The sequence below is a fragment of the Rhodococcus sp. GQ147 genome, assembly GCF_059759155.1.
The window spans coordinates 18427-44449 of the sequence record NZ_JCAXDU010000031.1 but is presented as its reverse complement, the minus strand read 5'-3'; the positions used below and the strand labels follow the sequence as shown (position 1 = coordinate 44449).

The 26023-nt window shown below is 69.2% G+C and carries 27 protein-coding genes, 1 pseudogene and 1 riboswitch; of the genes and pseudogenes, 16 read left to right on the top strand and 12 right to left on the bottom strand.

The features are described 5' to 3' along the window. The 3 genes and pseudogenes from AC6CID_RS23975 to AC6CID_RS23965 form a co-directional block, all read left to right on the top strand. Window positions 1-120, top strand: a pseudogene (locus AC6CID_RS23975) (glucose-6-phosphate dehydrogenase (coenzyme-F420)); the annotation flags it as partial. A 184-nt stretch (window positions 121-304) separates the two neighbouring features. Beyond that, the gene (gene pta / locus AC6CID_RS23970; RefSeq protein WP_024101824.1) at window positions 305-2389 is read left to right on the top strand and encodes a phosphate acetyltransferase; all 2085 of its coding nucleotides are present in this window, start codon (window positions 305-307) and stop codon (window positions 2387-2389) included. Further along, entirely contained in the window at window positions 2386-3600 is a 1215-nt protein-coding gene (locus AC6CID_RS23965) for an acetate/propionate family kinase (RefSeq protein WP_006553664.1), read from the top strand. The genes pta and AC6CID_RS23965 overlap by 4 nt, the downstream gene beginning before the upstream one ends. 7 nt (window positions 3601-3607) lie before the next feature. Here the strand turns inward: AC6CID_RS23965 and AC6CID_RS23960 are convergent, their stop codons facing one another. From AC6CID_RS23960 to AC6CID_RS23950, 3 genes are read right to left on the bottom strand one after another with little or no spacing between them, the layout of a single operon-like run. After that, complete coding sequence (locus AC6CID_RS23960; protein ID WP_498354595.1) at window positions 3608-6088, bottom strand: serine/threonine-protein kinase; 2481 nt, start codon at window positions 6086-6088, stop codon at window positions 3608-3610. Window positions 6089-6093: 5 nt separating this feature from the next. After that, complete coding sequence (locus tag AC6CID_RS23955) at window positions 6094-7056, bottom strand: glutamate ABC transporter substrate-binding protein (protein WP_019291099.1); 963 nt, start codon at window positions 7054-7056, stop codon at window positions 6094-6096. Then, the gene (locus tag AC6CID_RS23950) at window positions 7053-8405 is read right to left on the bottom strand and encodes a GlnX family signal transduction membrane protein (protein WP_019291100.1); all 1353 of its coding nucleotides are present in this window, start codon (window positions 8403-8405) and stop codon (window positions 7053-7055) included. The genes AC6CID_RS23955 and AC6CID_RS23950 overlap by 4 nt, the downstream gene beginning before the upstream one ends. Before the next feature lie 137 nt (window positions 8406-8542). Between AC6CID_RS23950 and AC6CID_RS23945 the strand changes: the two genes are divergently transcribed. Next, window positions 8543-9397 carry an NUDIX hydrolase gene (locus AC6CID_RS23945; protein WP_121208842.1) on the top strand — a complete coding sequence of 285 codons (855 nt, stop codon included), beginning with the start codon at window positions 8543-8545 and terminating at the stop codon, window positions 9395-9397. A 4-nt stretch (window positions 9398-9401) separates the two neighbouring features. Here AC6CID_RS23945 and thiE read toward each other — a convergent pair whose 3' ends face one another. Next, window positions 9402-10091 carry a thiamine phosphate synthase gene (gene thiE, locus AC6CID_RS23940; RefSeq protein ID WP_033096181.1) on the bottom strand — a complete coding sequence of 230 codons (690 nt, stop codon included), beginning with the start codon at window positions 10089-10091 and terminating at the stop codon, window positions 9402-9404. Between the two features lie 26 nt (window positions 10092-10117). Further along, window positions 10118-10230, top strand: a riboswitch (TPP riboswitch). Here thiE and thiO point away from each other — a divergent pair. The 7 genes from thiO (at window position 10227) to AC6CID_RS23905 (ending at window position 16238) form a co-directional block, all read left to right on the top strand. Then, entirely contained in the window at window positions 10227-11291 is a 1065-nt protein-coding gene (gene thiO / locus AC6CID_RS23935; RefSeq protein WP_498354594.1) for a glycine oxidase ThiO, read from the top strand. (Overlaps the previous riboswitch by 4 nt.) Next, complete coding sequence (gene thiS, locus AC6CID_RS23930) at window positions 11288-11500, top strand: sulfur carrier protein ThiS (protein WP_006553656.1); 213 nt, start codon at window positions 11288-11290, stop codon at window positions 11498-11500. The genes thiO and thiS overlap by 4 nt, the downstream gene beginning before the upstream one ends. Beyond that, the gene (locus AC6CID_RS23925; protein ID WP_006553655.1) at window positions 11493-12278 is read left to right on the top strand and encodes a thiazole synthase; all 786 of its coding nucleotides are present in this window, start codon (window positions 11493-11495) and stop codon (window positions 12276-12278) included. Before thiS ends, AC6CID_RS23925 begins: the two co-directional genes overlap by 8 nt. A gap of 90 nt (window positions 12279-12368) precedes the next feature. Further along, a complete protein-coding gene (locus tag AC6CID_RS23920; protein WP_232333373.1) occupies window positions 12369-12902 on the top strand; it encodes a hypothetical protein in 534 nt (177 codons plus the stop codon). 68 nt (window positions 12903-12970) lie between these two features. After that, window positions 12971-13900, top strand: coding sequence for an ABC transporter ATP-binding protein (locus AC6CID_RS23915; RefSeq protein ID WP_006553653.1), 930 nt, complete (start codon window positions 12971-12973; stop codon window positions 13898-13900). Next, window positions 13900-14679, top strand: a complete 780-nt coding sequence (locus tag AC6CID_RS23910) for an ABC transporter permease (protein ID WP_033096179.1) — start codon at window positions 13900-13902, stop codon at window positions 14677-14679. The genes AC6CID_RS23915 and AC6CID_RS23910 overlap by 1 nt, the downstream gene beginning before the upstream one ends. 92 nt (window positions 14680-14771) lie before the next feature. Next, entirely contained in the window at window positions 14772-16238 is a 1467-nt protein-coding gene (locus tag AC6CID_RS23905) for a M20/M25/M40 family metallo-hydrolase (protein WP_232333372.1), read from the top strand. 12 nt (window positions 16239-16250) lie between these two features. Here the strand turns inward: AC6CID_RS23905 and thiD are convergent, their stop codons facing one another. Next, window positions 16251-17096, bottom strand: coding sequence for a bifunctional hydroxymethylpyrimidine kinase/phosphomethylpyrimidine kinase (gene thiD, locus AC6CID_RS23900; protein ID WP_006553650.1), 846 nt, complete (start codon window positions 17094-17096; stop codon window positions 16251-16253). Window positions 17097-17254: 158 nt separating this feature from the next. On the opposite strand from thiD, the gene AC6CID_RS23895 reads away from it, so the two are divergent. Further along, complete coding sequence (locus AC6CID_RS23895; protein ID WP_019291107.1) at window positions 17255-17653, top strand: GNAT family N-acetyltransferase; 399 nt, start codon at window positions 17255-17257, stop codon at window positions 17651-17653. A gap of 36 nt (window positions 17654-17689) precedes the next feature. Here AC6CID_RS23895 and AC6CID_RS23890 read toward each other — a convergent pair whose 3' ends face one another. From AC6CID_RS23890 to AC6CID_RS23880, 3 genes are read right to left on the bottom strand one after another with little or no spacing between them, the layout of a single operon-like run. Then, entirely contained in the window at window positions 17690-18493 is an 804-nt protein-coding gene (locus AC6CID_RS23890; RefSeq protein WP_039585481.1) for an exodeoxyribonuclease III, read from the bottom strand. A gap of 18 nt (window positions 18494-18511) precedes the next feature. After that, window positions 18512-19477, bottom strand: coding sequence for an N-acetylglutamate synthase, CG3035 family (locus tag AC6CID_RS23885; protein ID WP_064061566.1), 966 nt, complete (start codon window positions 19475-19477; stop codon window positions 18512-18514). 22 nt (window positions 19478-19499) lie between these two features. Beyond that, on the bottom strand, window positions 19500-20096 hold the full coding sequence (locus tag AC6CID_RS23880; protein WP_039585478.1) for a peptide deformylase: 597 nt from the start codon (window positions 20094-20096) through the stop codon (window positions 19500-19502). Between the two features lie 132 nt (window positions 20097-20228). On the opposite strand from AC6CID_RS23880, the gene napA reads away from it, so the two are divergent. The 4 genes from napA to AC6CID_RS23860 all read left to right on the top strand — a co-directional run bounded on the left by napA (window position 20229) and on the right by AC6CID_RS23860 (window position 23255). Then, window positions 20229-20579 (top strand): nucleoid-associated protein NapA, encoded by a 351-nt coding sequence (napA, locus tag AC6CID_RS23875; protein ID WP_006553645.1) that lies wholly within the window; start codon window positions 20229-20231, stop codon window positions 20577-20579. Window positions 20580-20656: 77 nt separating this feature from the next. Next, window positions 20657-21301 (top strand): LytR C-terminal domain-containing protein, encoded by a 645-nt coding sequence (locus AC6CID_RS23870; RefSeq protein ID WP_059384343.1) that lies wholly within the window; start codon window positions 20657-20659, stop codon window positions 21299-21301. 91 nt (window positions 21302-21392) lie between these two features. After that, entirely contained in the window at window positions 21393-22034 is a 642-nt protein-coding gene (locus AC6CID_RS23865; protein ID WP_019291110.1) for a superoxide dismutase family protein, read from the top strand. Window positions 22035-22133: 99 nt separating this feature from the next. Beyond that, window positions 22134-23255 (top strand): glutamate--cysteine ligase, encoded by a 1122-nt coding sequence (locus AC6CID_RS23860; RefSeq protein ID WP_024101811.1) that lies wholly within the window; start codon window positions 22134-22136, stop codon window positions 23253-23255. A gap of 40 nt (window positions 23256-23295) precedes the next feature. Here the strand turns inward: AC6CID_RS23860 and mnhG are convergent, their stop codons facing one another. From mnhG to AC6CID_RS23840, 4 genes are read right to left on the bottom strand one after another with little or no spacing between them, the layout of a single operon-like run. Beyond that, window positions 23296-23625 carry a monovalent cation/H(+) antiporter subunit G gene (mnhG, locus tag AC6CID_RS23855; RefSeq protein WP_498354593.1) on the bottom strand — a complete coding sequence of 110 codons (330 nt, stop codon included), beginning with the start codon at window positions 23623-23625 and terminating at the stop codon, window positions 23296-23298. Beyond that, a complete protein-coding gene (locus AC6CID_RS23850) occupies window positions 23622-23882 on the bottom strand; it encodes a monovalent cation/H+ antiporter complex subunit F (protein WP_006553640.1) in 261 nt (86 codons plus the stop codon). Before AC6CID_RS23850 ends, mnhG begins: the two co-directional genes overlap by 4 nt. Further along, window positions 23879-24427, bottom strand: coding sequence for a Na+/H+ antiporter subunit E (locus AC6CID_RS23845; RefSeq protein ID WP_033096175.1), 549 nt, complete (start codon window positions 24425-24427; stop codon window positions 23879-23881). The genes AC6CID_RS23850 and AC6CID_RS23845 overlap by 4 nt, the downstream gene beginning before the upstream one ends. After that, window positions 24427-26016 carry a Na+/H+ antiporter subunit D gene (locus AC6CID_RS23840; RefSeq protein ID WP_006553638.1) on the bottom strand — a complete coding sequence of 530 codons (1590 nt, stop codon included), beginning with the start codon at window positions 26014-26016 and terminating at the stop codon, window positions 24427-24429. The genes AC6CID_RS23845 and AC6CID_RS23840 overlap by 1 nt, the downstream gene beginning before the upstream one ends. Between the last annotated feature and the right edge of the window lie 7 nt (window positions 26017-26023).

The following is a 26023-nucleotide window of genomic DNA, read 5'->3' as shown; positions in this document are numbered from 1 at the left end:
AGGGCGTATGTCGAGGCGGGGTTGAATCATCTGGTGTTCCACGCGCCGGGTCATGATCAGAAGCGGTTCCTGGAGTTGTTCGAGCGCGACCTCGCCCCGCGCCTGCGCGCACTCACCTGACGTCCGACCCCGCAAGGTGCCGCTTCTCCGCTGAGTAGGAGCGGCACCGAGCAGCCCGACACCCCGCGCGTGCTGCAGACCCAGTCCTGACATCCCGCGACTCCCATGCCCGGCCGGACACCTCCGGCCGGGCGTGTGCGCGGGTACGCGGGACGGAGCAAAGTTTGCAGTTAGGGTGGAATCCATGAGTGCTGCTGCAGGGTCCGTCTCGAGCATCTACATCGCAGCTCCGGAAGGGGACACCGGGAAGTCGACGGTCGCCCTGGGCGTGCTGCAGACGCTGTGCGCGTCCACCGCCCGCGTCGGTGTCTTCCGTCCCATCGCGCGCTCCGACAGCGACATCGACTACATCCTCGAACTGTTGCTCGAACACACCACCGTCGACCTCGCCTACGAGGACTGCATCGGCGTCACCTACGACGACGTCCACGACGACCCGGACGCCGCGCTCAGCGACATCGTCGGCAAGTACCACGCGGTGGCGGACCGCTGCGACGCCGTCGTCATCGTCGGCAGCGACTACACCGAGATCGCCAACCCCAGCGAACTGTCGTACAACGCCCGCATCGCGGCGAACCTCGACGCCCCGGTACTGCTCGTCCTGCGCGGTTCCCGCCGCACGCCCTCGGAGATCGCCCAGCTCGCCGGTGTGTGTGCGAACGAGCTCGCGGGACAGCACGCGCATCTCGGCGCGGTGGTGGTGAACCGCTGCGACCCCCATGCACTCGACGAGATCGCCCGGGCTCTCGGCGACCGCACCGAACCGGTGTGGACGCTCCCGGAGGTGCCCGCACTGGTCGCGCCGACGATGGCCGAGCTGCAGACCGCGATCGGAGGCGAGCTCTACAGCGGTGACCCCGACCTGCTGCAGCGGGAAGCGCTGCGGATCATGGTCGGTGGCATGACCGCCGAACGGATTCTCGAGCGGCTCACCGACGGCGTCGTCGTCATCGCTCCCGCCGACCGCTCCGACGTCATCCTCGCGCTGGTCAACGCCAATGCCGCCGAAGGATTCCCGACGCTCGCCGGCATCATCATGAACGGGGGCCTACTGCCGCACCCGATGATCGCGCAGCTCGTCACGGCCTTGAAGCCGTCGCTGCCGATACTCACCACCGAACTCGGCACCTTCGACACCGCCTCGGCTGCCGACCGCACCCGAGGCCGCATGGCCCTCGGCGCACAGCGCAAGATCGACACGGCACTCGCGCTCATGGAACGACACGTCGATTCCCGTTCTCTGCTCGACCGGTTGCGACTGCCGCGACCGTCCGTGACCACCCCGCAGATGTTCGAATACCAGCTCATCGACCGCGCGCGGGCCCAGCAGCGGCACATCGTGTTACCCGAGGGCGAGGACGACCGCATCCTTCGAGCCGCCGGACGCGTGCTCCAGCGTGGCATCGCGAAGCTGACGATCCTCGGCGACGAGGCAGCCGTCCGCCAGCGGGCGTCGGAACTCGGGGTGGACCTGTCGCAGGCGCAGATCCTCGACCCGCGCACTTCCGAGCACGCCGACCGGTTCGCGGAGGAGTACGCGCGGCTGCGTGCCCACAAAGGCATGACCGTCGAACGTGCACGCGAGATCATGCGCGACATCTCATATTTCGGCACGATGATGGTGCACCTGGGACTGGCCGACGGCATGGTTTCGGGCGCGGCCCACACCACCGCCCACACGATCCGCCCCGCCCTCGAGATCATCAAGACCGAACCGGGCGTCTCCACGGTGTCGAGCATCTTCCTGATGTGCCTCGCCGACCGTGTCCTCGCGTACGGCGACTGCGCCGTCGTCCCCGACCCGACCGCCGACCAGCTCGCCGACATCGCGATTTCGTCCGCCGCGACCGCCGCCCGGTTCGGCATCGACCCGAGGGTCGCGATGCTGTCGTACTCCACCGGCGAATCCGGTTCGGGTGCCGACGTCGACAAGGTCCGCTCGGCCACGACGTTGGTCCGGGAGCGGCGACCCGACCTGCTGGTGGAAGGTCCGATCCAATACGACGCGGCGATCGAACCGACGGTCGCGAGCGCGAAGCTGCCCGACTCCGACGTCGCCGGACGCGCCACGGTGTTCATCTTCCCGGACCTGAACACCGGCAACAACACCTACAAGGCCGTGCAGCGCAGCGCCGGTGCCGTCGCCGTCGGACCCGTCCTGCAAGGCCTGAACAAGCCGGTCAACGACCTCTCGCGGGGCGCCCTGATCCAGGACATCGTCAACACCATCGCCATCACCGCGATCCAGGCGCAGGAGGAAGACGCGTGAGCAGCCCGAACCCGGTCACCGCAGGCACCGTCCTGGTCCTCAACTCCGGATCGTCGTCGATCAAGTTCCAGCTGATCGAACCGGAGAGCGGAAAGTCGCTGGCGCACGGACTGATCGAGCGGATCGGGGAACCGGAGGGCCGGATCGTCTTCCACCACACGGCGGGGGCGGACGAACGCAACGACGCCATCGCCGACCACCGGACCGGACTGCGTGCGGTACTGGAGATGCTCGAAGGGCTGGGCCGTCCGCTGCACGAGGTGGGCATCGTCGCCGTCGGACACCGACTCGTGCACGGCGGCAAGGTCTTCTACGAACCGACCCTGATCGACGACGACGTGGTCCGCGCCGTCGACGAATTGTCGATCCTTGCGCCCCTCCACAATCCGGCGAACGTCGTGGGAATGGAGGTCGCGCGGGAGGAACTGCCCGACATCCCCCATGTGGGTGTCTTCGACACCGCCTTCTTCCACGGTCTTCCGCCGCACGCGGCGACCTATGCGATCGACCGCGACATCGCCCACAAGCACGACATCCGGCGGTACGGATTCCACGGTACTTCACACGAATACGTGTCGGGGCGTGCCGCGGAGTTCCTCGGACGCGACATCGCGGACCTGAATCTGGTTGTGCTCCATCTGGGTAACGGTGCGTCGGCGTCGGCGGTCGCAGGTGGGAGCCCGATCGACACCTCGATGGGACTGACCCCGCTCGAGGGTCTCGTCATGGGCACGCGCAGCGGCGACATCGATCCGGGTGTCGTCATGCACCTCAACCGAGCGGCCGGGTTGAAGGTCGACGCCATCGACGACCTGCTCAACCGGCATTCGGGCCTGAAGGGGCTGTCGGGTGTCAACGACTTCCGGGCTCTGCTGAAGCTCGTCGGCGAGGGCGACGAGGACGCGCGACTCGCGTACGAAGTCTACGTGCATCGCATCCGGAAGTACGTGGGCGCCTACACCTTCGAGCTCGGCGGCGTCGACGCGATCGTGTTCACCGGTGGGGTGGGGGAGAACAACGTCGACGTCCGGCGCGACAGCCTCTCCGGCCTCGACCGGCTCGGCATCGTCGTCGACGATGCGCGCAACACTGCCGACGACGACGGGGAACGCCGGATCTCGGCCGACTCGTCGCAGGTGGAGGTGCTCGTGATCCCCACGAACGAGGAACTCGCCATCGCCCGCGCGGCCGTGCAGTTCGCCCGGCGCTGACTTCTGATCAGGTCAAACTGCGCGGCCGGATCGCGTTCGCGAGGTCGACGAGGGTGTAGCGGTGTGTGCGGGAAGGGGCGTTGCGCGCCAATTGCCGCAGCGCCGCCTCGGTGCCCAGGCGTAGTCCCTTCTCGGTGAACGGTACGTCGAGGATGCGGTCGTACTCGCGACTCGATGCCCGTCCACTGCGCACCCATTCGAGCGCTGTCCCAAGGACCAGTGCGCGCATCTGCAGGGCGCGACCCTCGTCGGGAGGCAGCGACGCGATCCGGTGCGCGGCCTCGCGCAGATCCGCCTCGGAGATCTCCTCGACGCGACCGCCTCGTAACAGGATCAGCGCGGCGGTCATGGTCGCGGCACTGTGGTGCCGGGAGGTCGTGGGGACCTCGTCGAGCACGTCCACGGCGGCGCGGATTTCGTCGCGGGCGGTGAGCTGGCGTGCCAACCCGAAGGCCGCGCTGACGACGGCGTGATCGGTGCGCCACACGACCCGGTAGGACTGCTCGCAGAAGCGTCGCCACGCGTCGGGGTCGTCGCTCTCCCAATGCTGCAGCGTCAGTTCGGCGGTGGCCCCGAGTGCGATCTTCGGGGCGATCTCACCCGGAAGCGCGTGCAGCACCTTGTCGAACCGGGCGAACGCTGCCTCGTAGTCGTCCTGCAGCAGTTCGGCGATGCCGGCGTACCAGTCCATGCGCCAGTCGTCGCCGAACTCGCGCTCGAGGCGGGTGAGGATCTCCACCGCGCTGTCGACCTGCCCGAGATCGAGATGGGCGCGGACCTCGGCGAGGGTGATCTCCTTGGAGAACGACACGTCGGATGCTCCGACGACCCGCCCGACCCCGTTCTCGCGCGCGTGCCGGAGCGAGTCGAGGGTCTGCTGCGGTTCGCTGTGCACCGCGGCGGCGAGGAGCGCGGCACTCGGATCGTTGGGGTCGAGCAGGGGGACGGGCAGTGCCGCCGCGACATCCTGGCCCCGCAGTTTGGGGTCGCGCTCGATCCCGTCGGCGTACACGTCGGTGGGGACGAGTGCCTCGTCGGTGCCGAAGGTCGTGCGGGGCGGGCTGAACAGCCGGGACAGTCCGGGGTGTTCGGTGCCGAGTTTCTTCGACAGGATCTCGCGCAGCACACCGGTGAGCTGTCCGTGCAATTCGTCGGCGGACGAGAAGCGCTGCTGCGGATCGGGGTTCGTGGCCCGCAGGAGCAGGCGGTGGAAGGAGTCGAACTCGTCGAGCAGGGGAGCCTGCTCGGGGGTGGGCAGACCGTCGCGGTAACGGCCTTTGTCCGAGGGCATGTCGAGGGTGAGCACCGCGAGTGTGCGTCCGACCGTGTAGATGTCGCTCGCGACCGTCGGCCCGGTCCGGACGATCTCGGGTGCTTGATATCCCGGCGTCCCGTACAGATAGCCGTATCCCTCGATCGCGGAGACGGCGCCGAGGTCGATGAGTTCGATCTGCTCGTCGGTGACCATGATGTTCTCGGGCTTGAGGTCGTTGTAGACCAGTCCGATGTCGTGCAGATACTGCAGTGCCGGTAGCACTTCGAGCATGTATGCGATGGCCTGTTCGACGGGGATGCGGTTCGGTGGGGGATAGTTGTCGAGCACGGTACGCAGGGTGTGACCACCCAGGTACTCCATGACGATGTATCCCATCGGGGTGCCGTCGGGTGAGGGGTGCTCGACGAAGTTGTAGATCTGCACGATGCTCGGATGGCTGACCTCGGCCAGGAACTGGCGTTCGGCCACCGCGACCGCCTGGGCCTCGGCGTCGCCACTCTGCAGCAGGCCCTTCAGCACTACCCAGCGGTCGCTCACGTTGCGGTCGATCGCGAGGTAGATCCATCCCAGTCCGCCGTGGGCGAGACAACCCTGCACCTCGTACTGCCCGGCGACGAGGTCCCCGCGGTGCAGGGCCGGAGTGAACTGGAAATGTGTTCCGCACTGGGGGCAATCACCTTCTGTGGGACCCGGCCCCGACGGGGTGCTGCGTCCCACCGGTTGTCCGCACTTCGCGCAGAACCTCTTGCCTTCGGAGACGTGAGGATCGCGGAGGACGGCGTCGACCGGATCCTTCGTGGTGGGGACCGGCACGTCGACGAGGCCGGCGATGCGGCGACGCTGGGTTCCGCGCGGCCGGATGCGGCGGTTCGACGAACGTTGGGAGGACGAACGCTGGGAGGACGAGCCGGACCAGATCGACGAGCGCTGGGTGGAGTCGGGCCGCGTGGCGGGGACGGGGCCGCGTTCGGTGGCAGGTCCGGCATCCCCGGCCGCCCGCGCGGTGGCCGGTCCCGAGTCGCTGGTCGACGGCTCGGTCGCGGGCCCGGAATCCGCTGCGCGCCTAGTGGCGGGCCCGGAGTTCACTGCCCGTTCGGTGGCGGGCACAGAGTTCACTGCCCGCTCGGTGGCGGGCCCGGAGTTCACTGCCGGTTCGGTGGCGGGGCCGGAATCGGCCGACGGGGTATCGGCCGGTTCGGGTTCGTCGGACATGGCCGTCACTTCCGGTAGTTCGGTGTCGGGGGTGACGGAGTGGGACCGAGCACCCGCAGGTACTTCTCGTACAGCGCCGTCCACGTCCCGTCGGAGCGGATCCGTTCGAGGGTGGCGTTGACGAAGCGTACGAGCTCGTCGCTGCCCAGCCGGATTCCGATTCCGTACGGCTCCGATCCCAGGGAGGGGCCGACGAGTTCGAGATAGGGGTCCTGTGAGGCGAGTCCGGCGAGGATCGTGTCGTCGGTGCTCACGGCGTCGACCTGCTGTTGCTGGAGGACGACGAGGCAGTCGGCCCACGACGGCACGGTGAGGATCGACGCCGACGGCTGCACTTCTCGCATCCGGAGCAGCGAGGTGGTGCCCTCGACGATGCACACGCGCCGGCCGGCGAGATCGGCGGCGGAGCGGATGCCGGATCCCCGGACGACGAGCACGCGCTGCTGGGCTCGGAAGTACTCGGTGGAGAAGTCGACCTTCTCGCGTCGGGCGCACGTGATGCTCATGGTCTTCGCGACGATGTCGACGGTGGAGTCCTGCAGCGCCTTCTCGCGCTCGGCCGACGACAGGATGCGGTAGTCGACGAGGTCGGGATCGCCCAGGAGGTCGCGGGCGAGCTCACGTGCGATGTCGACGTCGAAACCGGTGATGCGCCCGGTCGCGGTGTCGCGGTAGCTCATGAGGTTGCTGCCGGTGTCGAGGCCGACGATCAGCCGGCCGCGCGTGCGGATCCGATCGATCGCAGGTCCGGTGGCGTTCGGATCCGGGGGAAGCGAGGCGGTGGGATCGCCGCAGTCGGGGGCGGGCGGTGTGGCCACCGACGACTCGAGCATCCGCGCGTTCTCGGGAAGCGGGAGAGAGGTCGTCGTCCCTTGGAGGCCGGGGGCGCGCGGTGGGGGGTCGGTCGCGCACCCGCCGGCGAGTGCGGCGACGACGCACAGGCCCGCGACGAGAACGCGCTCTCTCACTGGTACTCCTTCAACCGGGGCCGGAGACCGACCCACACGCCGACCAGCGCCACCGTCAGCAGCACCACCGACATCGGTGCGAGGCCGGCGAGGGTGCGGGAGGCGCGGAACTCGTTGTCGCGCAGTTCGGTGCGGGTGTCGTCGATTCCTTCCGTCAGGGCCGCATCGAGAGCGACGAACCGGGCGGTGGACTCGCCGGGACCTGCACCGACCGCGAGGACCGAGGCCGCTGCGTAGTCGCCGCGGACGAGGGCGTCGACCATGCGTGCATGCGAGTTGATCCATGCGTCGTGCGCCGACCGGGCGGTCTCCACTGCCTCGGCGCCCGCCTCGAGGGCGGAATCGCGACCGTACTCGTCGAGGATGTCGCCGAGCCGCGCCATGTTGGTCTCGAAGGTGTCGTCGTACGCGCCGGTCGTGTCGCGCCGGGCGATCAGCAGGGTCTCGGCGGTACGCGACTGCTGGGCGAGGATCCGGCCCTCGGTGAGATCGGCGAGCGGTGCCGCACCGCGCTCGATGGCGCGTTCGGTGGCACTCGACGAGGCCAGGCCCGCGACGAGCAACCAGCACAGCAGCGCGCCGGTCGCGCCGATCGCGACGAGGATTCCGGGATTGAGGGTGCGACGACTGCGGCGGCTCACGACGGCGTGCGCCACGCACAGGGCAGCGACCGTGACGAGGAGCAATCCGATCGCGAGCCAGGGCGGTCGCACCGCGTCGCGCTGGGTGTCCTCGACCGCGGCGACGCCGCGCGTGTGCAGTTCCTGCGCGGCGGGGAGCAGTTCGGTCTGCATCAGGTGCGAGGCCTCGCCGAGATATGCGGCGCCGACCGGATGCCCGGTGCGGTTGTTGGTGCGAGCCGTCTCGATGAGACCCGTGTAGACGGGCAGCAGCCGCCCGATCTCCGTCAGGTTGTGCGCGGTCTCGCGGTCGGCATCGGTCAGGCCGGTCGCCGCGATGACGAGATATTCCGCGGCCTCGTTGGTCGCCCGGATGTAGCGACTGCGCACCGCCTCCGGTTCGAGTCCGCCCGAGATGAAGCCCGTCACGGCGGCGGCGTCGGCCACCGACAGCGCGCTGTAGAGATTCTGGGCCGCGCTGGCGAGCGGCTCGATGGACGCGAGGAGACGATCGTGGGTGGCCTGCCTGCCGGACACCATCGTTGCGGAGACCGCTGCCGAGGCGACGAGCAGCACGGTGAGCACCACCCCGAGGACCACCAACCGGACCGGCGTGGACCGGAGCAGGGCACGAGCGTCGTCGAACCGGGCGTCCGGAGTGTCCGTATCGGCGTCGTCGCGGATGTGGCTCTCGACAGGAGCGAAGGGAGGGGTGATCCGTACGTCCACCGGGCACTCCCTTCCTCGTGTCGAGCGGTCTGAGGGGAGCATATAAGCAGCCCGGCGGTATTGTTGCCGTCCACGGACGGCGGGGATCCGGTACCGGGCACAGGTCCGGGCGAGGGCGGGTCGGAGAGGCGGACGCAATGCGTGGAGACGGTGACGGCTGGGCGGTCGGACCGGACGGCGAGAAGCGCTGGGGACGGCACGGCGCCGCAGGTCTGCTGCTGCGCGCTCCGCTCGCGGACGGTCGCCCCGCGGTTCTCCTGCAGCATCGGGCGGCATGGTCGCACCAGGGCGGGACGTGGGCACTTCCCGGTGGAGCGCGCGACTCGCACGAGAGCACCGTCGACGCCGCCGTGCGGGAGGCCCACGAGGAGGCCGGCATCGATGTCGCGGCCGTGACGGTACGCGCCGAACGCGTCACGTCCGGTCTCGCGGGCGGATGGACCTACACCACCGTCGTCGCCGACGCCACCGAAACTCTCGTGACCAGTCTCAACCAGGAGAGCACCGAACTGCGCTGGGTGCCCGAACCGGAGGTCGAGGCGATGCCGCTGCACAGCGGCTTCGCCGAGGCGTGGCCGTCGCTGCGCACCTCACCGGTACGCATGCTGCTCGACACCGCGAACGTGCTCGGAGCGAGCGGCCCCACCGGATGGTGGCGCGACCGCCCCGGCGCGACGAGCGCACTGCTCGCCGACCTCGCCGCGGTCCTGCCCCGCACCGTCGAAATTCCCGACGGGACGTTCGGCTGGGTCCCCCGCGTCGAAGCGGTCCTCGAAGGGCATGCCCGCGACGCGACGATCGACGACGTCCGGATCCCGGTGCACAGCGCGGACGGCAGCGGCGACGACGAACTGACCCGGCTGGCCTCCACCACGACGGCCGTGGTCGACCCCGGTGTGACGGTCGTGGTCACCGCGGATCGCGGTCTGCGCGCACGGTTGCCCGAGGGCACGATCGCGATGTCGCCCTCGGCCGTGCTGGGCTGGCTGTAACGCCTCAGGTCGGGAGTGCGGCCTTCAGCGCCGCCGCGGCTGCCCGCGGATCGGATGCCTTCGTGATCGCCCGGACCACCGCGACCCGCGTGGCACCGGCGTCGAGCACCTCGGGGAGTCGCTCGAGATCGATGCCGCCGATCGCGAACCACGGCCGTGCCGGCTGCGACTGCGTGACCTCGCGCGTCACCTCCAGCCCCGCTGCGGTCCGTCCCGGCTTGGTCGGTGTGTCCCACACCGGCCCGGATGCGAAGTAGTCGACGCCCTCCTCGATGTCGGCGAGCGCAGCCTGCGCGCGGCTCGACGTCGAGCGGCCGATGACGATCTCGTCGCCGAGGATCTGCCGCGCGTGCCGCACCGGCAGGTCGCCCTGACCGAGATGCAGGATGTCGGCGCCCGACGCGAGCGCGATGTCGGCGCGGTCGTTCACGGCCAGGAGCGCACCGTGGCGTGCACACGCCTCGCCGATGATCTCGAGGGCGGCGAGTTCCTCGCGTGCCTCGAGGCGTCCGAACTTCTTCTCGCCGGCCGAGTCCTTGTCGCGCAACTGGACGATGTCGACCCCACCGGCGAGGGCCTCCTCGACGAACCGTGCGAGGTCGCCGGTGTCCCGGCGAGCGTCGGTGCACAGATACAACCGGGCGGTCGCGAGGCGGCCGCGCGGGTCGGGATGGTTGCCGCGATAGGTGGTCACGACCAAGACGGTAGCCTCTAAGCAGAAAGTGACGACACGGGAGTCCCGAGGTTCGCGGGGCTGAGAGGGGGCCTGCCGGCCCCGACCGTTATGACCTGACCCGGATCATGCCGGCGCAGGGAGTGAGGTGGACCAATGGCAACTGTGGCCGTCGTGGGTGGCGGAGTGATCGGGCTGTCGATCGCATGGCGCGCGGCCCGCGCGGGACACGTCGTGACCGTGCACGACCCGAATCCTGGTAGCGGAGCCTCGTGGGTGGCCGGAGGAATGCTGGCACCGCTGTCCGAGGGCTGGCCCGGTGAGGACCACGTCCTGTCCCTGGGAGCGGCCTCCCTCGAACGCTGGCCCGGCTTCGCGGAGGCGCTGCGCACGGAGACCGGCGTCGATGTGTTCACCGCCCAGGCGTCCCTGACCGTCGCGCTCGATGCGGCCGATGCGGCCGACCTGCGGACCGTCGCCGAATGGGTGGGGGAGCAGGGGCACGAGATGCGGCTGCTCTCCCGCGCCGAGATCCGGGAGTTCGAGCCGTCCCTCGGTCCGAAGGTCCGTCTCGGACTCCTCGCCCCCACCGAGTCGTCGGTCGACAACCGTACGCTCGTCGACGCCCTGCGCGTCGCGGCCACCGCGGCCGGGGTGCGTTTCTCCGACGCCGCCGTCCACGATCTCGCCGACCTTCCCGACGATCAGGTGGTGCTCGCCGCCGGCTCGGCGTCGGCGCGACTGTGGCCGGGCCTTCCGGTCCGTCCGGTCAAGGGCGAGATCCTGCGCCTGCGGGTGCGGCCGGGCGCGACTCCGCCGCCGCAGCGCACCGTGCGCGCGAGTGTCCACGGACGCCCCGCCTATCTGGTGCCCCGCCACGACGGCCTCGTCGTGGGCGCCACACAGTACGAGGCGTCCGACACACAGGTCACGGTGGCCGGGGTGCGCGATCTGATCGCCGACGCCGAGAAGATCTTTCCTGCGCTCGGCGAGTACGAACTGTTCGAGGCGAGCGCGGGCCTGCGCCCGATGACCCCCGACAACCTGCCGCTGATCGGCCGGCTCTCCGATCGTGTCGTCGCCGCGACCGGCCACGGCCGCAACGGTGTGCTGCTCACGCCGCTCACCGTCGACGCGGTGCTCGCCGAACTCGGTGGGCGGTCGCTGGCCGACGCGCAGTACGCCTGTCCTGGACGAATTACGGAAGCGAGTGTGGGATGACGAACGTGTCCGTGGGCATCACCGTCAACGGTGAGGACAAGTACTACGACGCGGCCCCGACCGTGTCACAACTGCTGAACGAGCTCGGTCTGCCCGAGAAGGGCATCGCGGTCGCCGTCGACGGTGTCGTGTGCCCGCGCGGCCGCTGGTCGGAGCCGGTCACACGCGGAGCGAGCATCGAGATCCTCACGGCGGTCCAGGGTGGCTGACACACACGATCCCGGCGCCGACCTGCCGCAGCTGACCATCGCCGGCCGCACCTTCGGGTCGCGGCTGATCACCGGCACCGGTGGCGCGGCGAACCTGGCCGTGCTCGAGGAGGCACTCGTCGCGTCGGGCACCGAACTGACCACCGTCGCGATGCGCCGCGTCGACGCGGCCTCCGGAACCGGTGTCCTCGACCTGCTGCGCCGCCTCGGCATCGAACCGCTGCCGAACACTGCCGGGTGCCGCGGCGCGAAGGAAGCCGTGCTGACCGCGCAGCTCGGGCGGGAGGCGCTGGAGACCGACTGGGTGAAACTCGAGGTCATCGCCGACGAACGGACGCTGCTGCCCGACGCCATCGAACTCGTCTCCGCGGCCGAACAACTCGTCGACGACGGCTTCGTCGTCCTGCCGTACACGACCGACGATCCCGTCCTCGCGCGGCGCCTCGAGGACGTCGGTTGTGCCGCGGTGATGCCGCTCGGCTCGCCGATCGGGACCGGCCTCGGTATCTCGAACCCGCACCACATCGAGATGATCGTCGAGGCTGCGGGTGTGCCGGTGATCCTCGACGCGGGAATCGGAACCGCCTCCGACGCGGCGCTCGCGATGGAACTCGGTTGCGACGCCGTGCTGCTCGCGACCGCCGTCACCCGCGCGAAGGATCCGGCGCTGATGGCGTCGGCGATGCGTCACGCCGTCGAAGCGGGATTCCGTGCCCGGCACGCCGGCCGGATCCCGAAACGCTTCTGGGCCCAGGCATCTTCGCCGATGGAGCCGTGACCGGTACGGGAAACCCCTGAGCACCTTGGTGTTCAGGGGTTTCCGATTGTCACGCGACGGGTTACCGATCGGTCTGTACGATCCCCGGGCATGACAGTTGCACACAGAATTTTCGCTGCCGCCGCTGCCGGGCTCATGGGCACTGTCGTCGCCGTCGCGGCGCCGGGTGTCGCGGGCGCCCAGGAACCGTGTCAGATGGGCTGGTCGAACACCGGACCGAGGTCGTGCGCGACGACGGAGTTGTCCACGCCACCCGTGCTGACATTGGGCGACGGCATCTGCGCCGGCATCGTGCGCGCCGGTGGAACCGCCTTCGACGGCCCGCTCTACGAGTACTCCTCGGCGCCGGGTGCCACCCACGGGATCGAACTGCGGATCACGCAGGGCTACTCGCTTCTCGGCGAGTGGACGCCGAGCATCCTGAACTGCGACGTCACCGTCGCTTTCGACTGGCACAACCTCGACACCGGTGCCCGCGGTACGGAGACCCGCTTCGTGCCGGCCTTCCACACGAGCACCCGGCCGTTGGTCATGCACGTGTTCCCCGGGCCCGGCCGCGTCGCCCTGACGATGCGTACCGAGCGACCGAGCATCCCGGTCACCACCGAGGTCTTCGTCCCCTGACGCACCGCGTGCGGCTCCGGGGAGTGTGATCGGATGCGCTCGCCGGAGCCGCACGTAGGGTGGTGCGCATGATCGAAGTGACCGGCTTGACCAAGACCTTCGGGTCCACGACCGCGGTCGACGACCTGACGTTCACGGTCCGTCCCGGCATCGTCACCGGCTTCCTCGGCCCCAACGGCGCGGGGAAGTCCACCACGATGCGCATGATCCTGGGGCTGGACCGGCCGACCTCGGGAACCGCACTGATCGAAGGGAAGCCGTACAGCGAGCTGACACGGCCGCTCACCACCGTCGGGGCGTTGCTCGACGCGAAGTGGGTGCATCCCAACCGGTCGGCGCGGTCGCATCTCGCCTGGCTGGCCGCGTCGAACGGTCTGCCCGCCTCGCGTGTCGACGAGGTTCTGCGCCAAGTGGGACTGACGGAGGTCGCGGGCAAGCGCGCCGGCGGCTTCTCGCTCGGCATGTCGCAGCGACTCGGTCTCGCCGCCGCACTGCTCGGCAACCCGCGCGTGCTGCTGTTCGACGAACCGGTCAACGGCCTCGACCCCGAGGGCATCGTGTGGATCCGGAGGTTCATGCAGGCGCTCGCCGCGGAAGGCCGCACGGTGCTCGTGTCCAGCCACCTGCTCTCGGAGATGGCGCAGACCGCCGAACATCTCATCGTCATCGGCCGTGGACGGCTCATCGCCGACACCTCGGTGAAGGCGTTCGTCGACCGCGCGTCCGACTCGTTCGTCGTCGTGCGCAGCCCGCAACTCGACGAGCTGCGCACCGCGCTCACCGAACGCGGGCACACCGTGCGGGAGGACGACGGTGCCCTGCACGTCTCGGGCGCTCCGGCGGCGGAGATCGGCGAACTCGCTGCGACCCGGTCGATCGTGCTGCACGAACTCGCGGGACGCAACGCGTCGCTCGAGGAAGCGTTCATGAAACTCACCGGTGGCGAGGTCGAATACCACGGATCCGGAGTCGACGACGTCATGAAGGGTGGACTGTGATGAGTACGGCGCTCGACACACTGCGGGCCGAACGGATCAAGCTCACGTCGGTGCAGTCACCGCTGTGGTGCACCCTCGTCATCGTCGCCCTCGGCCTGGGTCTGGCCGCGATCCTCGGGTCGGTCTCCCGCGCGTCGGCCGGGATGGACGACGAACTGGGACGGTTCTATCCGACCGTGGACGTCGCGGTCAGCGGCGTCACTGGCTTCGGTGTGCTGGTGCTCATGATCCTCGCGGCACTGTCGGTCACCAGCGAATACCGTTTCGGGGTCATCCGCACGACCTTCCAGGCCACCCCGAACCGCACCCTGCTCCTGACGATGAAGGCCCTGCTCATCGGTGTGCTGGGCGCGGTGCTGACACTCGCGGTCTCGTTCGGTGCCTTCTACCTCGCGAAGGCACTGGCCGGGCCCGACGCAGGTCGCGAACTCGTCCTCAGCGGCGGCACGGCGTGGCGCGCGGTCTACGGCACCGCGATCTACGCGTTCCTGTGCGTCTTCCTCGCGGTCGGTGTGGGCACGCTGTTGCGGCAGTCGGCCGGCACGATCGCGCTGCTGATGCTGTGGCCGCTGCTGCTCGAGTCGTTGTTCGCGCTGTTCGGTTCGGTGGGCCGCGAGATCCAGCCGTTCCTGCCGTTCGCGAACGCGAACAACTTCCTGGGTATCGGGCAGGGAATCGAATTCCACTGGGGTCCATGGGGATCGCTCCTGTACTTCGCGGCCTTCTCGTTCCTGGTGTTCGCGGCCTCACTCGTGGTGGTCAACCGCCGCGACGCCTGAGGTACTACCTCGACACGCCGCAGGTTCTGCCTCCGCACACTGCGCCGCACGGTTTCCCCGTGCGGCGCAGTGCTTTTGTGTACGCTCGGTCGATGGCGCGGGCGCAGACGAGATACGGCATGCGGGGAGCGGCCCTGATCGCCGCCGGTGTACTGCTGACGGCGGGATGCTCGGAGGCGGAGGCGCCGCCCGTCGACCCGACGGCGCTCGCCGACGCCGTGCAACTCGATGCCGTCATGACGCACCTGACGGAACTCGAACGGATCGCCGGCGAGAACGACGGAAACCGTTCGCTCGGGACCCCCGGCTACGACGCGAGCGTCGACTACGTCGCCGGAGCCCTGCGCGACGCCGGATTCGACGTGCAGACACCGGAGTTCGACACGACCCTGTTCGCCGTCGAGAACGAGCAGCTCACCGTCGACGGGGAGCCGATGGGCGTGAGCGCACTCGGCATGTCGCCGTCGACGGGACCGGAGGGGCTCACCGCGCGCGTCGTGCGCATCGCCCCCGACGACACCCCCGGTTGCGAGGCCACCGACTACGACGGCATCGACGCGACCGGCGCGGTGGTGATCGTCGATCGCGGCGTGTGCACCTTCGCCGTCAAGGAGCAGGTCGCCGCCGAACGGGGAGCGGCCGCGCTGCTCGTCGCCAACAACGAGGACGGCCCGCTCGCCGCCGCCGGTCTCGGGGCGGAATCGAACCCCCGCATCCCGGTCGGAGGCGTGGCCGGGGCCGACGCCGAGCGCCTGTTCGCCGCGACCACCGTGACGGTGACACTCCAGACCCGCACCGAGGACCGGAAGTCGCGCAACGTGATCGCGCAGACGCGCACCGGCTCGACCGACGACGTGGTCGTCGTCGGCGCGCACCTCGACAGCGTCCCCGAAGGACCGGGGATCAACGACAACGGAACCGGCGTCGCCGCCGTCCTCGAGACCGCGCTGCAACTCGGCAGCGAGCCGGGCGTGACCAACGCCGTGCGGTTCGCGTTCTGGGGCGCCGAGGAGGTCGGACTGGTCGGCTCCACGAGGTACGTCGAGTCGCTGTCCGACGAGGAACGACTCGACATCGCCCTGTACCTGAACTTCGACATGCTCGGCTCGCCCAACGCCGGATATCTGGTGTTCGACGGCGACGACTCCGACGCCGTCGGTGAAGGACCCGGACCGGAGGGCTCGGCGGGTATCGAACGGACCTTCGCGCAGTTCTTCGACGAACGCGGAATCGAGGTCGGCGGAACGGATTTCGACGGTCGTTCCGATTACGGTCCGTTCGTCGCCTTCGGCATCCCCGCGGGCGGGGTGTTCACCGGCGCCGACGACGTCAAGACCCCCGAACAGGCCGGCCTGTGGGGTGGCACCGCCGACCAGCCCTTCGACCCGAACTACCACACCCCCGAGGACACCCTGGCCGGCATCGACCGCGACGCGTTCGCCGCGGCGGCCGCCGCCGTCGCCTACGGCACGGCTGTCTACGCGAATTCGATCGACGGACCCGACGGGGTGCCCGCAGGTGACCAGCGGGCCGAGGTGCGCGCCGAGTTCACCGAGTGAAGACGGGCGCGATCAGCGCTCGTGCAGTCGCCACAACGGGTTGACCGGGCCGTGGCCGTGACCGAGGTCGTAGGACCACTCGAGGCACTTCGTGATCCATTCCTTCGCGAACTCGACTGCCTCGGGCACCGACCGGCCATGCGCGAGGGCGGACGCGATCGCGGCTGCGAGCGTGTCGCCGCCGCCGTGGTCGTTGCCGGTCTCGATGCGCGGCGTGCTGAACTCGAGGAAACGGTCGCCGTCGAACAGCAGGTCGGTGCTCTTCTCCGAGCTGCGCAGATGACCGCCCTTGACGATCACCCACTGGGCGCCGAGCGCATGGAGCGCTTCGGCGGCGCGCCGGGCCGACGCGTCGTCGACGACCTCGATGCTCGTGATCAGCCGTACCTCGTCGAGATTCGGGGTGACGACGGTGGCGAGGGGGATGAGCACCCCGCGGATCGCGTCGAGCGCGTCGGAGTGCAGCAGCGGGTCGCCGTGCATCGATGCGCAGACCGGGTCGACGACGAGCGGTACCTCCATGTCGCGGCCGATGCCCACCTCGGAGCACACCTGTGCGACGGCCTCGATGATCTGCGTGGAGGCGAGCATGCCCGTCTTCGCTGCGGACACCCCGATGTCCTCGACCACGCACCGCACCTGGTCGGCCACGGTCTCGGCGGGGATCTCGTGGAACCCGCGGACGCCGACGGAGTTCTGGACGGTGACGGCGGCCACCGCGACGCATGCGTGCACACCGCACATCGCCATCGTGCGGGAATCGGCCTGGATGCCGGCTCCGCCTCCGGAGTCGGTGCCGGCGATGGTGAGGGCTCGAACCGGGGTCTCGCCTCGAGGCGACAGGGGCAGAAGGTCCACGCGGACACCCTACCGAGGGTGTGTTCGAACACGGCCGGGAGGCGCTGAGGCGGGTGCACTTTGCGAAACACGACAGCGTTGCTGCCGGTGGTCGCCTCGTTGCTCTATAGTGGCATAGGTCACAGTTCGATCACGCAACACCCCTATTGGAGGCGCTCATGAACACGAGTTCGCCGGACCTCGCCGTGTCGGACAACGCCGACCAGAACCGGTTCGAACTGCGCCTCAACGGCGATCTCGTCGGCATCCTGGCGTACTACGACTTCGAACGCGTTCCGGCGCCGAACCCGCCGGTCGTCGACTTCATGCACACCGTGATCGTCGAGGATTTCGGTCATCGGGGTCTCGCGGCCGTCCTCGTCGGTGGTTCGCTCGATCTCGCTCGCAGCCGAGGCTGGCGGGTGCGGCCGGTGTGCACCTATGTGCAGCGATTCGTGTCGTCGCACGAAAACTACCGCGACGTCGTCGTGGCTCTCGAGCTGCCGCGCACGGACCCCCACCGCAAAGAGACCCGGCGCAAGCAGCCGCAGCGCAAGGTGCCTGCCCGCAAGGCCTGATGCCTGTGCGGGCGGTCCACCCGACGCGGGACCTGCTCAGAGGTCGAGGTCGACGACGACCGGTGCGTGGTCGCTCGCGCCCTTGCCCTTGCGTTCGTTGCGGTCGATCTCGGCGCCCGTCACCCGTGCCGCGAAGGCCGGTGATCCGAGGACGAAGTCGATCCGCATCCCCTGCTTCTTGGGGAAGCGCAGCTGGGTGTAGTCCCAGTAGGTGTAGACCCCGGGGCCGGGCGCGTACGGACGGACGACGTCGGTGTAGCCGACGTCGGCGAACGCGTGGAAGGCGTCGCGCTCGGGCTGCGAAGTGTGCGTCTTGCCCTCGAAGAAGGCCGGATCCCACACGTCGTCGTCGGTGGGGGCGACGTTCCAGTCGCCGACCAGCGCGATGGGCTGCCCGGGCGCTGCGGTGGCCCAGGCGTGCGCGTCGGCGCGCAGCTTGGCGAGCCAGTCGAGCTTGTAGGTGTAATGCGGGTCGTTGAGGTCGCGGCCGTTGGGGACGTACAGGCTCCACACGCGCACACCCGCGCACGTCGCCCCGATCGCCCGCGCCTCGAGCGCCGGATCGACCTCCGGGTCCTTGGAGAAACCGGGCTGGTCCTCGAAGCCGATCTGCACGTCGTCGAGGCCCACGCGCGACGCGATGGCCACACCGTTCCACTGGCTCAGTCCGACGTGCGCGACGCGGTAGCCGAGCTCCTCGAAGCGTTCGTGCGGGAACTGCTCGTCCTTGCACTTGGTTTCCTGCATCGCGAGCACATCCGTGTCGGTTCGCTGCAACCAGTCGAGGATGCGGTCGGTACGGGCACGGACGGAGTTCACATTCCAGGTAGCAAGGCGCACACGCCCACTGTAGGCGACCTATCCGACGGGTTCGGAGGCGTATCGGTAGCGGTGGTGGTCGACGAAGCCGAGTTCGCGATACAGGGCGCGCGCCGCGGTGTTCGACTCCTCGACCTGCAGATATGCGTGGGTCGTGCCGTGCTCGCGTGCCCAGCGCAGCACGGCACCGCACACGAGTGTGCCGAGTCCGCGACGCCGGTGTTCGGGAGCGACCTCGACGGTCGACAGACCCACCCAGCGGCGTCCGTCCGGCGCATCGGTGATCGCCGCGCGGCAGATCGCCAGGGGCGGCTGCCCGGGTGCACCGATGCGGCCGAACCCGAGGATCCCCGCGGCCACCGAGCCGAGCACGTCCTGCGCGAGCAGCGGGTCGGCGTCGGCGCGGTGGAGCGACATCCAGTCGGCGTCCGGCCGGTCGGTGATCGTGACCGGGGTGGGCTCCGGCGGCAAGGGGATGTTCGCGAGGTCGGCGCCCATCACGAGCACCGGCTCCGAGGTCGGCCACCCCTCGGGGATCCGGGCGAGTCGATCGGGCACCAGCAGCCGCAGCGGCAATCCGCGTGCCGCGAACCATTCACGGAGCCGGGCGCGCACCGCCGGATCGGCGGGGTCCGCCACGGTGCCGCGTTCACCCAGCGGCGTTGCCGAATTGGCGCGCCGGGTGAAACCGTGTCCGGCGCGCACGAGCCAGCCGTCCACCCAGGCCGATTCGAGACCGGGCCACCCCGCGGCGGCGGCGTGCTCGAGCGCGCGGATCTCCGAGACGCGGATCGGCCGCGCCGCGATCGGCTTGAGCGCGACGACCGAGGTGGGGGACACCTGGACGACACGACCGTCGGCGGTGCGCACCGCGACCACCGGTTCGACGGAGACGAGTTCACCGACGACATCGGTCATCGGGTGGCTGTAGCCGGCGGGCAGGCGGTACCGCAGCACCACCCGGGTACCGAGGGGTACGGACGGGGCCGGACGGTCGGTCGTCATCGACGGTTCGCCGGTCGCCTCGTCAGTCGTCCTCGTCGTGGCCGAACGGGTCCTCCACCGAACCCGGGAGCCAGGTCAGGCCCGGGACGCCCCATCCGGCGCGCTTGATGGTCTTCTTCGCGGCGCGGGCGTTGCGCCCGATCAGAACGTCGACGTACAGGAAGCCGTCGAGGTGCCCGACCTCGTGCTGCAGCATGCGAGCGAAGAATCCGTGGCCCTCGATCTCGATGGGCTCACCGTTCTCGTCGGTACCGGTGACCTTCGCCCAGTCGGCGCGACCGGTGGGGAAGTTCTCGCCCGGCACGGACAGGCAGCCCTCGAGATCGTCCTCGGGGTCGGGCATCGTCTCGGGGATTTCCGAGGTCTCGAGGATCGGGTTGACGACGACGCCACGCCGGCGCGCGACCTTGCCGGACTCGTCGCGGTCGGGGCAGTCGTAGACGAATAGTCGCTTGTCCACACCGACCTGGTTGGCGGCGAGGCCGACGCCGTTGGCCGCGTCCATCGTCTCGAACATGTCGGCGATCAGCTGAGCGAGTTCGGCGGGTGACTCGGTCACCGGCCGGGTCGGGTTGTGCAGGACGGGGTCGCCGACGATGACGATGGGAAGAATGGCCATGGTGACACAGGATAATGGGATCGACTCGCGGCGTTCTCGAACCGGTATGTGTCCCCACCCCGTGATTGAATGACTTCCGCCGAGACGCAAGGACTCTTCGTCACGGTGTGATCCAGTCAGTCGAGGAGGGAAATGGACGGCGCAGCAGCGCACGGCAACGACCGGTCCGATCTCGTGTCCCAGCAGGGCGACGGCGCATCCGCGCAGGAACCCACCGGCGACGAGGCGAACGGCCTGAGCCGTCGCGATCTCGACATCCTGGCGTTCGAACGGCAGTGGTGGAAGTACGCCGGTGCCAAGGAGGACGCCATCAAGGAACTCTTCGGTCTCTCCGCCACCCGCTACTACCAGGTGCTCAATGCTCTGGTGGATCGTCCCGAGGCGCTCGCCGCCGATCCGATGCTGGTCAAGCGGCTGCGGCGGTTGCGTGCGAGCCGTCAGAAGGCCCGCGCGGCCCGCCGGCTCGGTTTCGACACCCGTTAGACGGGCGGCCGTCGGGCCGGATAATGCGATATCGACACGCGCGGCCGGTCGGCAGCGCTGCGTGTGCTCGGGCAACTATGGTCGAGGTCGTGAGCAGAACCCCCGAGATCCCCAGCCGCGCGCCCGCACCCTCGGGACCGCCTCTGCGTGCGTTCGCGATGGTCTTGATCTCCTTGGGCATCCTGTTCGCCGGTCTCGGTTTCGCCTCGCTCGGTGATTCCGACGACGAACCCGCTCCCGCGGCGGCACCCACGACGACGACCGCTGCCGCGCCGGCCGCACCGTCCACGCGCTCGGCCGCGGTGCCCACCGCGCCCGCGCCCGCTGCCGCGAACGGTGGCACGTCCGCCGCCGGGGACGGTGCGACCACCACCACGGCCGTGTCTTCGGCTCCTTCCATGCCCGTGGGGAGCGGAACCGCGTTCGCGTCCGACACCTCGGCCTCCGCGACGGCGCCGGTGCGCGTGTTCAACAACTCGGAGGTCGCGGGCCTCGCCGCGCAGACCGCGGCCTACCTCGAGGACGAGGGATACACCATCAGTGAAACGGGCAACTACAGCGAGGGCTTGCTCCCGCAGACCTCGGTGTTCTACGGGTCGTCTCCCGGAGAGCAGCAGACCGCGACAGCCGTCGCCGAGTCGCTCGGTGTCACCGCGCAACCGCGCTTCGAGGGCATCCGCGACGCCGCCCCCGGAGTGATCGTCATCGTCACTTCGCGTTAGCGTCGGAACCGTGTCGGTCCGCCACCGGGTGGTCGCCGGAGACGCCCGGTTATGATCGGGTGACTTTTCGGCACTTCGAAGGAGCGGTTTGATGGTCTCCAGTTCCACCCGTCGCATGTCCTGGCGTGCTCTGGCCCCGATCGTCGCGATCGCCGCGGTGGGCCTGACTGCGTGCTCGAACAGCGAGGAGGCGAGCACCGAGCCGGGGACGACTCCGCCGGTGTGGACGGGATCCGCCGCGCCCGCTTCCGAGGCCCACGGCGACGACCACGGCACCGAGGGTGGGAGCGAGTCGCACGCCGGTGGCTCCGCCTCCGCTGCTGCGCTCACCGCGGAGCTCACCACGGTCGACGGCGAGTCGGCCGGCACCGTGTCGTTCGCCGAGAACGGCGGCGACGTCGAGGTGACCATCGAGGTCGAGGGTCTCGAGCCCGGCTACCACGGTGTCCACATCCACGAGTTCGGCCGTTGCGAGCCCCAGTCCACCGCGCCGAACGGCGGCGAGCCCGGCGCCTTCCTGTCGGCCGGTGCCCACCTGCAGGCCGGTGGCAACACCTCCGTCCCGGAGAGCGGCGACCTGGTCTCGCTCGTCGTCCACGAGGACGGCACCGCCACCGCCACCGTCACCACCTCGGCCTTCGGCCTCGAGGACCTCGAAGGTGAGGACGGCGCCTCTGTGGTCGTGCACCAGGACAACCTCGGCGCCCGCCTCGCCTGCGGCGTCATCGGGTGAGCAGGGTTCGAATCCCCTGAAGCTCGGTACCCGGGTAATTCCTGACACAGGGCCCCGCGACGGACATCCGTCGGCGGGGCCCTGTGGTTGGATCGAGACGTGGCAGTCGCGTTTCCGGGATCACCTCGTCCCACGATCGGCGTGGAATGGGAGATCGCTCTGGTGGACAAGACCACCCGCGATCTCTCGAACAGCGCGGCGGTCGTCTTCGACAGGGTGGAGGAGATCGCCGGGGAGACCCCGCGGCTGACCAAAGAGTTCCTGCGCAACACCGTCGAACTCGTCACCGGTGTACACGACACCGTCGCCGAGGCCGTCGACGATCTGTCCGAGTCGCTGTCGTTGCTGCGCCGCGCCGCCGATCCGCTCGGAGTGGACCTGATGTGTGCCGGCACCCATCCGTTCGCGCAGTGGACCGGCCAGACCGTCACGCCCTCCCCGGACTACGAGGAGATGATCAACCGCACCCGCTGGTGGGGACGGCAGATGCTCATCTGGGGAGTGCACGTCCACGTGGGAGTCTCCTCCGCGGAGAAGATCATCCCGATCCTCAACGCCATGCTCGTGAAATATCCCCACATGCTCGCGTTGTCGGCCTCGTCGCCGATCTGGGCGGGCTACGACACCGGCTACGCGAGCAACCGTGCGCTGATGTTCCAGCAGCTGCCGACTGCCGGCCTGCCCTATCACTTCGCCGACTGGCCGCAGTACGCGAAATTCATCGCCGACCAGCTCGAGTCCGGTGTCATCAGCCATCCCGGAGGCATGCACTGGGACATCAGGCCCGCGCCGAAATGGGGCACCCTCGAGGTCCGGGTCTTCGACGGCATCACCAACCGCGCCGAACTGGCCGCCCTCGTCGCGTTCGTGCATTCACTCGTCGTCTACTTCGACGAACGTCTCGAGCGCGGTGAGGAACTTCCTGTGCTGCAACCGTGGCACGTCAAGGAGAACAAGTGGCGTGCGGCGCGGTACGGACTCGATGCCGAGGTCATCCTCGACCCGGTGTGTACCGAACGGCTCGTCACCGACGACCTGAACGATCTGCTCGAGCAGATCATGCCCACCGCGGTACGGCTCGGATGCGCCGACGAACTCGCGCGAGTTGCGGACATCCCGGTGCGGGGAGCGTCCTATCAGCGTCAGCGCCGGCTCGCGGAACGGACGGACGGCGATCTCGTCGCGGTGGTGGACTCGCTCGTGCAGGAACTGAAGGAGTGATCGTCCGAGGACGTCCCGGCCGTCAGCTCCTCGTCACCTGTCACGCACCGCCGGGAGCGTCCTCGTCGAGCAGGCCGTCGCGACCGAGCTGCTCCCGGTAGGCGACGCGACCGACGCGGTGCGCGATCACCGGTGCCGTGAGGACCATGAACATGCCCGCCAGCGCCATCATCCAGATGTCGACGGAACTGCGCAGGGTGATCATCGCGCCACCCAGCACGAACAACAGACCCACCACCTGCGGCTTGGTGGCCGGATGCATGCGCGACAGGGTGTCGCGGAAACGCACCACGCCGATCGCAGCGGTCAACGAGATGACCGCCCCGATGAGGATCAGGAGGTGGGCGAAGGTGTCGATGATCGTCGTCATCCTTCGTCACGCACCCGGAATCGAGCCACGGACACCGACCCGATGAAGCCGACCAGGGCGAGGGCCACGGTGGCGGGCAGCACCGACGTGTCGCGTGTGTACACCGCCCAGATCGCGATGCCGCAGATGCCGAGCGCGAGCAGGGCGTCGACGCCGACGAGCCGGTCGAGGGAGTTGGGGCCCGCGATCACGCGGTAGGTGATCAGGATTGCGGAGACGAACAGCAGTGCCCCCGCGATCGCCAGTGTCACGGTCACGTCAGTTCCTCCGTTCCGCTGCGCCAGGGGCTGGCCTGCCATTCCGACTCGCGTTCGAACGTCCGGATGAGAAGACGCTCGATGAGGCGGGCGGAACGGTAGAAGTCGGCCACGGCCTTGTCGGTACCCACGTCGAGGACGTGCACGTACATGATCCGCCGCACCTGGTCGATCTCGAGCACCATGGTGCCCGGGATGTTGTTCATGATGTCCGTCCACAGTGTCAGCACCAGGTCGGACTTGATGGTGAGCCGGCAGCGCAGCACGCCGGTGACCGGCGGCGGGGACGGCCGGATCGCGAGCCATGCCACGTTGATCGTCGAGCGGATGGTCTCGCCGAAGATCACCACGCCGAGCCGCATCGCGGACCAGACGTGCACGCGACCCTCGACGGGTACACGCGGCAGCGGCAGCACGAACATGACGACGAGCGAGACGACCACACCGCCGAGGATGTTGGCGATGCTGAAGGTGCCCCACAGCAGGACCCAGACCAGCGTCGTCCATCCCACGACGAACATGCGCAGGACGTTGGCGCGTTTCATCATTCCTGCTCACCCCCCAGCACGGCCTCGATGTACACCGTGCGGTCGCGCAGGTTCTCCGCGGCACGGTTGCTGATGTCGAGCAGGGGACCGGCGAAGACCGTCAACGACACACCGATCGCGACGAGCCAGACCGTGGGGACGAGCATCGCGGCCGGCATCCGGCCGACGTCCGGGCGTTCCTCGAAGGAGATGTCGGTGGCGGATTCGTCGATCAGCGCCGAGGGGCCGATGTCCGCGAGATCGCCCTCGGGAGCGTCGGCGCGTGCCCGCCAGAACGCCTTCGTCCAGATACGCGCGACGACGTACAGCGTCAGGAGGCTGGTCACGACACCACCGCCGACGAGGACCCAGGCCAGGACCGAACCGTCCTCCGCGCCGGCCTGCAGCAGGGCGACCTTGCCGATGAACCCGGAGAACGGCGGGATACCGCCCAGGTTGAGCGCCGGGATGAGGAACAGGACCGCCAGCAGCGGAGACATGAGCGCGAGGCTGCCGAGGCGTCGCAGCGACGCCGACCCGGCCTGGCGCTCGATGAGACCCACCACGAGGAACAGGGTGGTCTGCACGAGGATGTGGTGGCCGACGTAGTAGACGGCGCCCGCGAGACCGGTCTGCGACGACAGAGCGACACCGAAAATCATGTAGCCGATATGGCTGACGAGCGTGAACGACAGCAGACGCTTGATGTCGTTCTGCGCGATCGCGCCGAGGATGCCGACGATCATCGTGAGCAGACCCGCGACGAGCAGGACGTCGTCGAGTTCGCCGCCCGGGAACAGCAGGGTGTGCGCCCGGATGATCGCGTACACACCGACCTTGGTCAGCAGGCCGGCGAAGACGGCCGTGACCGGTGCGGGCGCGGTGGGGTAGGAGTCGGGCAGCCACGACGACAGCGGGAAGACCGCGGCCTTGATACCGAAAGCCACGAGCAACACACCGAAGATCGCGGCCCGGGTGCCCGGTGAGATCTCGTCCATCCGCAGTGCCATCTGGGCGAGGTTCAAAGTGCCCGTGGCTGCGTAGGCGAAGGCGATGCCCACGAGGAAGACCAGCGAGGACACCATCGAGACCATGACGTACGAGACGCCCGCGCGGACGCGGTCGGCGCTCGCACCCAGGGTCAGCAGGACGAACGAGGCGGCGAGGAGCACCTCGAAGCCGACGAAGAGGTTGAACAGGTCGCCCGCGAGGAAGGCGATGTTGACACCCGCGGTGAGCGCGAGATAGGTCGGCAGGAAGATCGAGACGGGCTGCTGCTCGTTGCCGTCGTGGATACCCTGGCCGACTGCGTACAGCATCACCGACAGCAGCACGATCGCCGAGACGACCAGCATCAACGCCGACAATCGGTCGACGACCAGCGAGATGCCGATCGGCGCCTCCCACCCACCGATCTGCAGTACCGCGATGCCGTCGGCGTCGGCGTAGTACAGCAGCGCCACGCACACGACGAGCGAGGCGACCAGCGCGAAGACGGTGATCCACCGTTGGACGCGCGGACGGCGGCCGACGATCAGGGTTGCGGCTGCGGCGAGCAAGGGGATGAGGACGGGGAGGGGAACGAGGTTCGCGACGCTCGGGTTCATCGGCGAT

Coding starts and splice junctions, on each gene's coding strand:
- AC6CID_RS23945 (WP_121208842.1), top strand. CDS start 8,543: ATGCGTGGAGACGGTGACGGCTGGGCGGTCGGACCGGACGGCGAGAAG.
- thiO (WP_498354594.1), top strand. CDS start 10,227: ATGGCAACTGTGGCCGTCGTGGGTGGCGGAGTGATCGGGCTGTCGATC.
- AC6CID_RS23865 (WP_019291110.1), top strand. CDS start 21,393: ATGGTCTCCAGTTCCACCCGTCGCATGTCCTGGCGTGCTCTGGCCCCG.
- AC6CID_RS23885 (WP_064061566.1), bottom strand. CDS start 19,477: ATGACGACCGACCGTCCGGCCCCGTCCGTACCCCTCGGTACCCGGGTG.
- AC6CID_RS23880 (WP_039585478.1), bottom strand. CDS start 20,096: ATGGCCATTCTTCCCATCGTCATCGTCGGCGACCCCGTCCTGCACAAC.
- napA (WP_006553645.1), top strand. CDS start 20,229: ATGGACGGCGCAGCAGCGCACGGCAACGACCGGTCCGATCTCGTGTCC.
- AC6CID_RS23960 (WP_498354595.1), bottom strand. CDS start 6,088: ATGTCCGACGAACCCGAACCGGCCGATACCCCGTCGGCCGATTCCGGC.
- AC6CID_RS23870 (WP_059384343.1), top strand. CDS start 20,657: ATGGTCGAGGTCGTGAGCAGAACCCCCGAGATCCCCAGCCGCGCGCCC.
- AC6CID_RS23840 (WP_006553638.1), bottom strand. CDS start 26,016: ATGAACCCGAGCGTCGCGAACCTCGTTCCCCTCCCCGTCCTCATCCCC.
- AC6CID_RS23895 (WP_019291107.1), top strand. CDS start 17,255: ATGAACACGAGTTCGCCGGACCTCGCCGTGTCGGACAACGCCGACCAG.
- mnhG (WP_498354593.1), bottom strand. CDS start 23,625: ATGACGACGATCATCGACACCTTCGCCCACCTCCTGATCCTCATCGGG.
- AC6CID_RS23910 (WP_033096179.1), top strand. CDS start 13,900: ATGAGTACGGCGCTCGACACACTGCGGGCCGAACGGATCAAGCTCACG.
- AC6CID_RS23915 (WP_006553653.1), top strand. CDS start 12,971: ATGATCGAAGTGACCGGCTTGACCAAGACCTTCGGGTCCACGACCGCG.
- pta (WP_024101824.1), top strand. CDS start 305: ATGAGTGCTGCTGCAGGGTCCGTCTCGAGCATCTACATCGCAGCTCCG.
- AC6CID_RS23905 (WP_232333372.1), top strand. CDS start 14,772: ATGGCGCGGGCGCAGACGAGATACGGCATGCGGGGAGCGGCCCTGATC.
- AC6CID_RS23920 (WP_232333373.1), top strand. CDS start 12,369: ATGACAGTTGCACACAGAATTTTCGCTGCCGCCGCTGCCGGGCTCATG.
- AC6CID_RS23845 (WP_033096175.1), bottom strand. CDS start 24,427: ATGAAACGCGCCAACGTCCTGCGCATGTTCGTCGTGGGATGGACGACG.
- thiS (WP_006553656.1), top strand. CDS start 11,288: ATGACGAACGTGTCCGTGGGCATCACCGTCAACGGTGAGGACAAGTAC.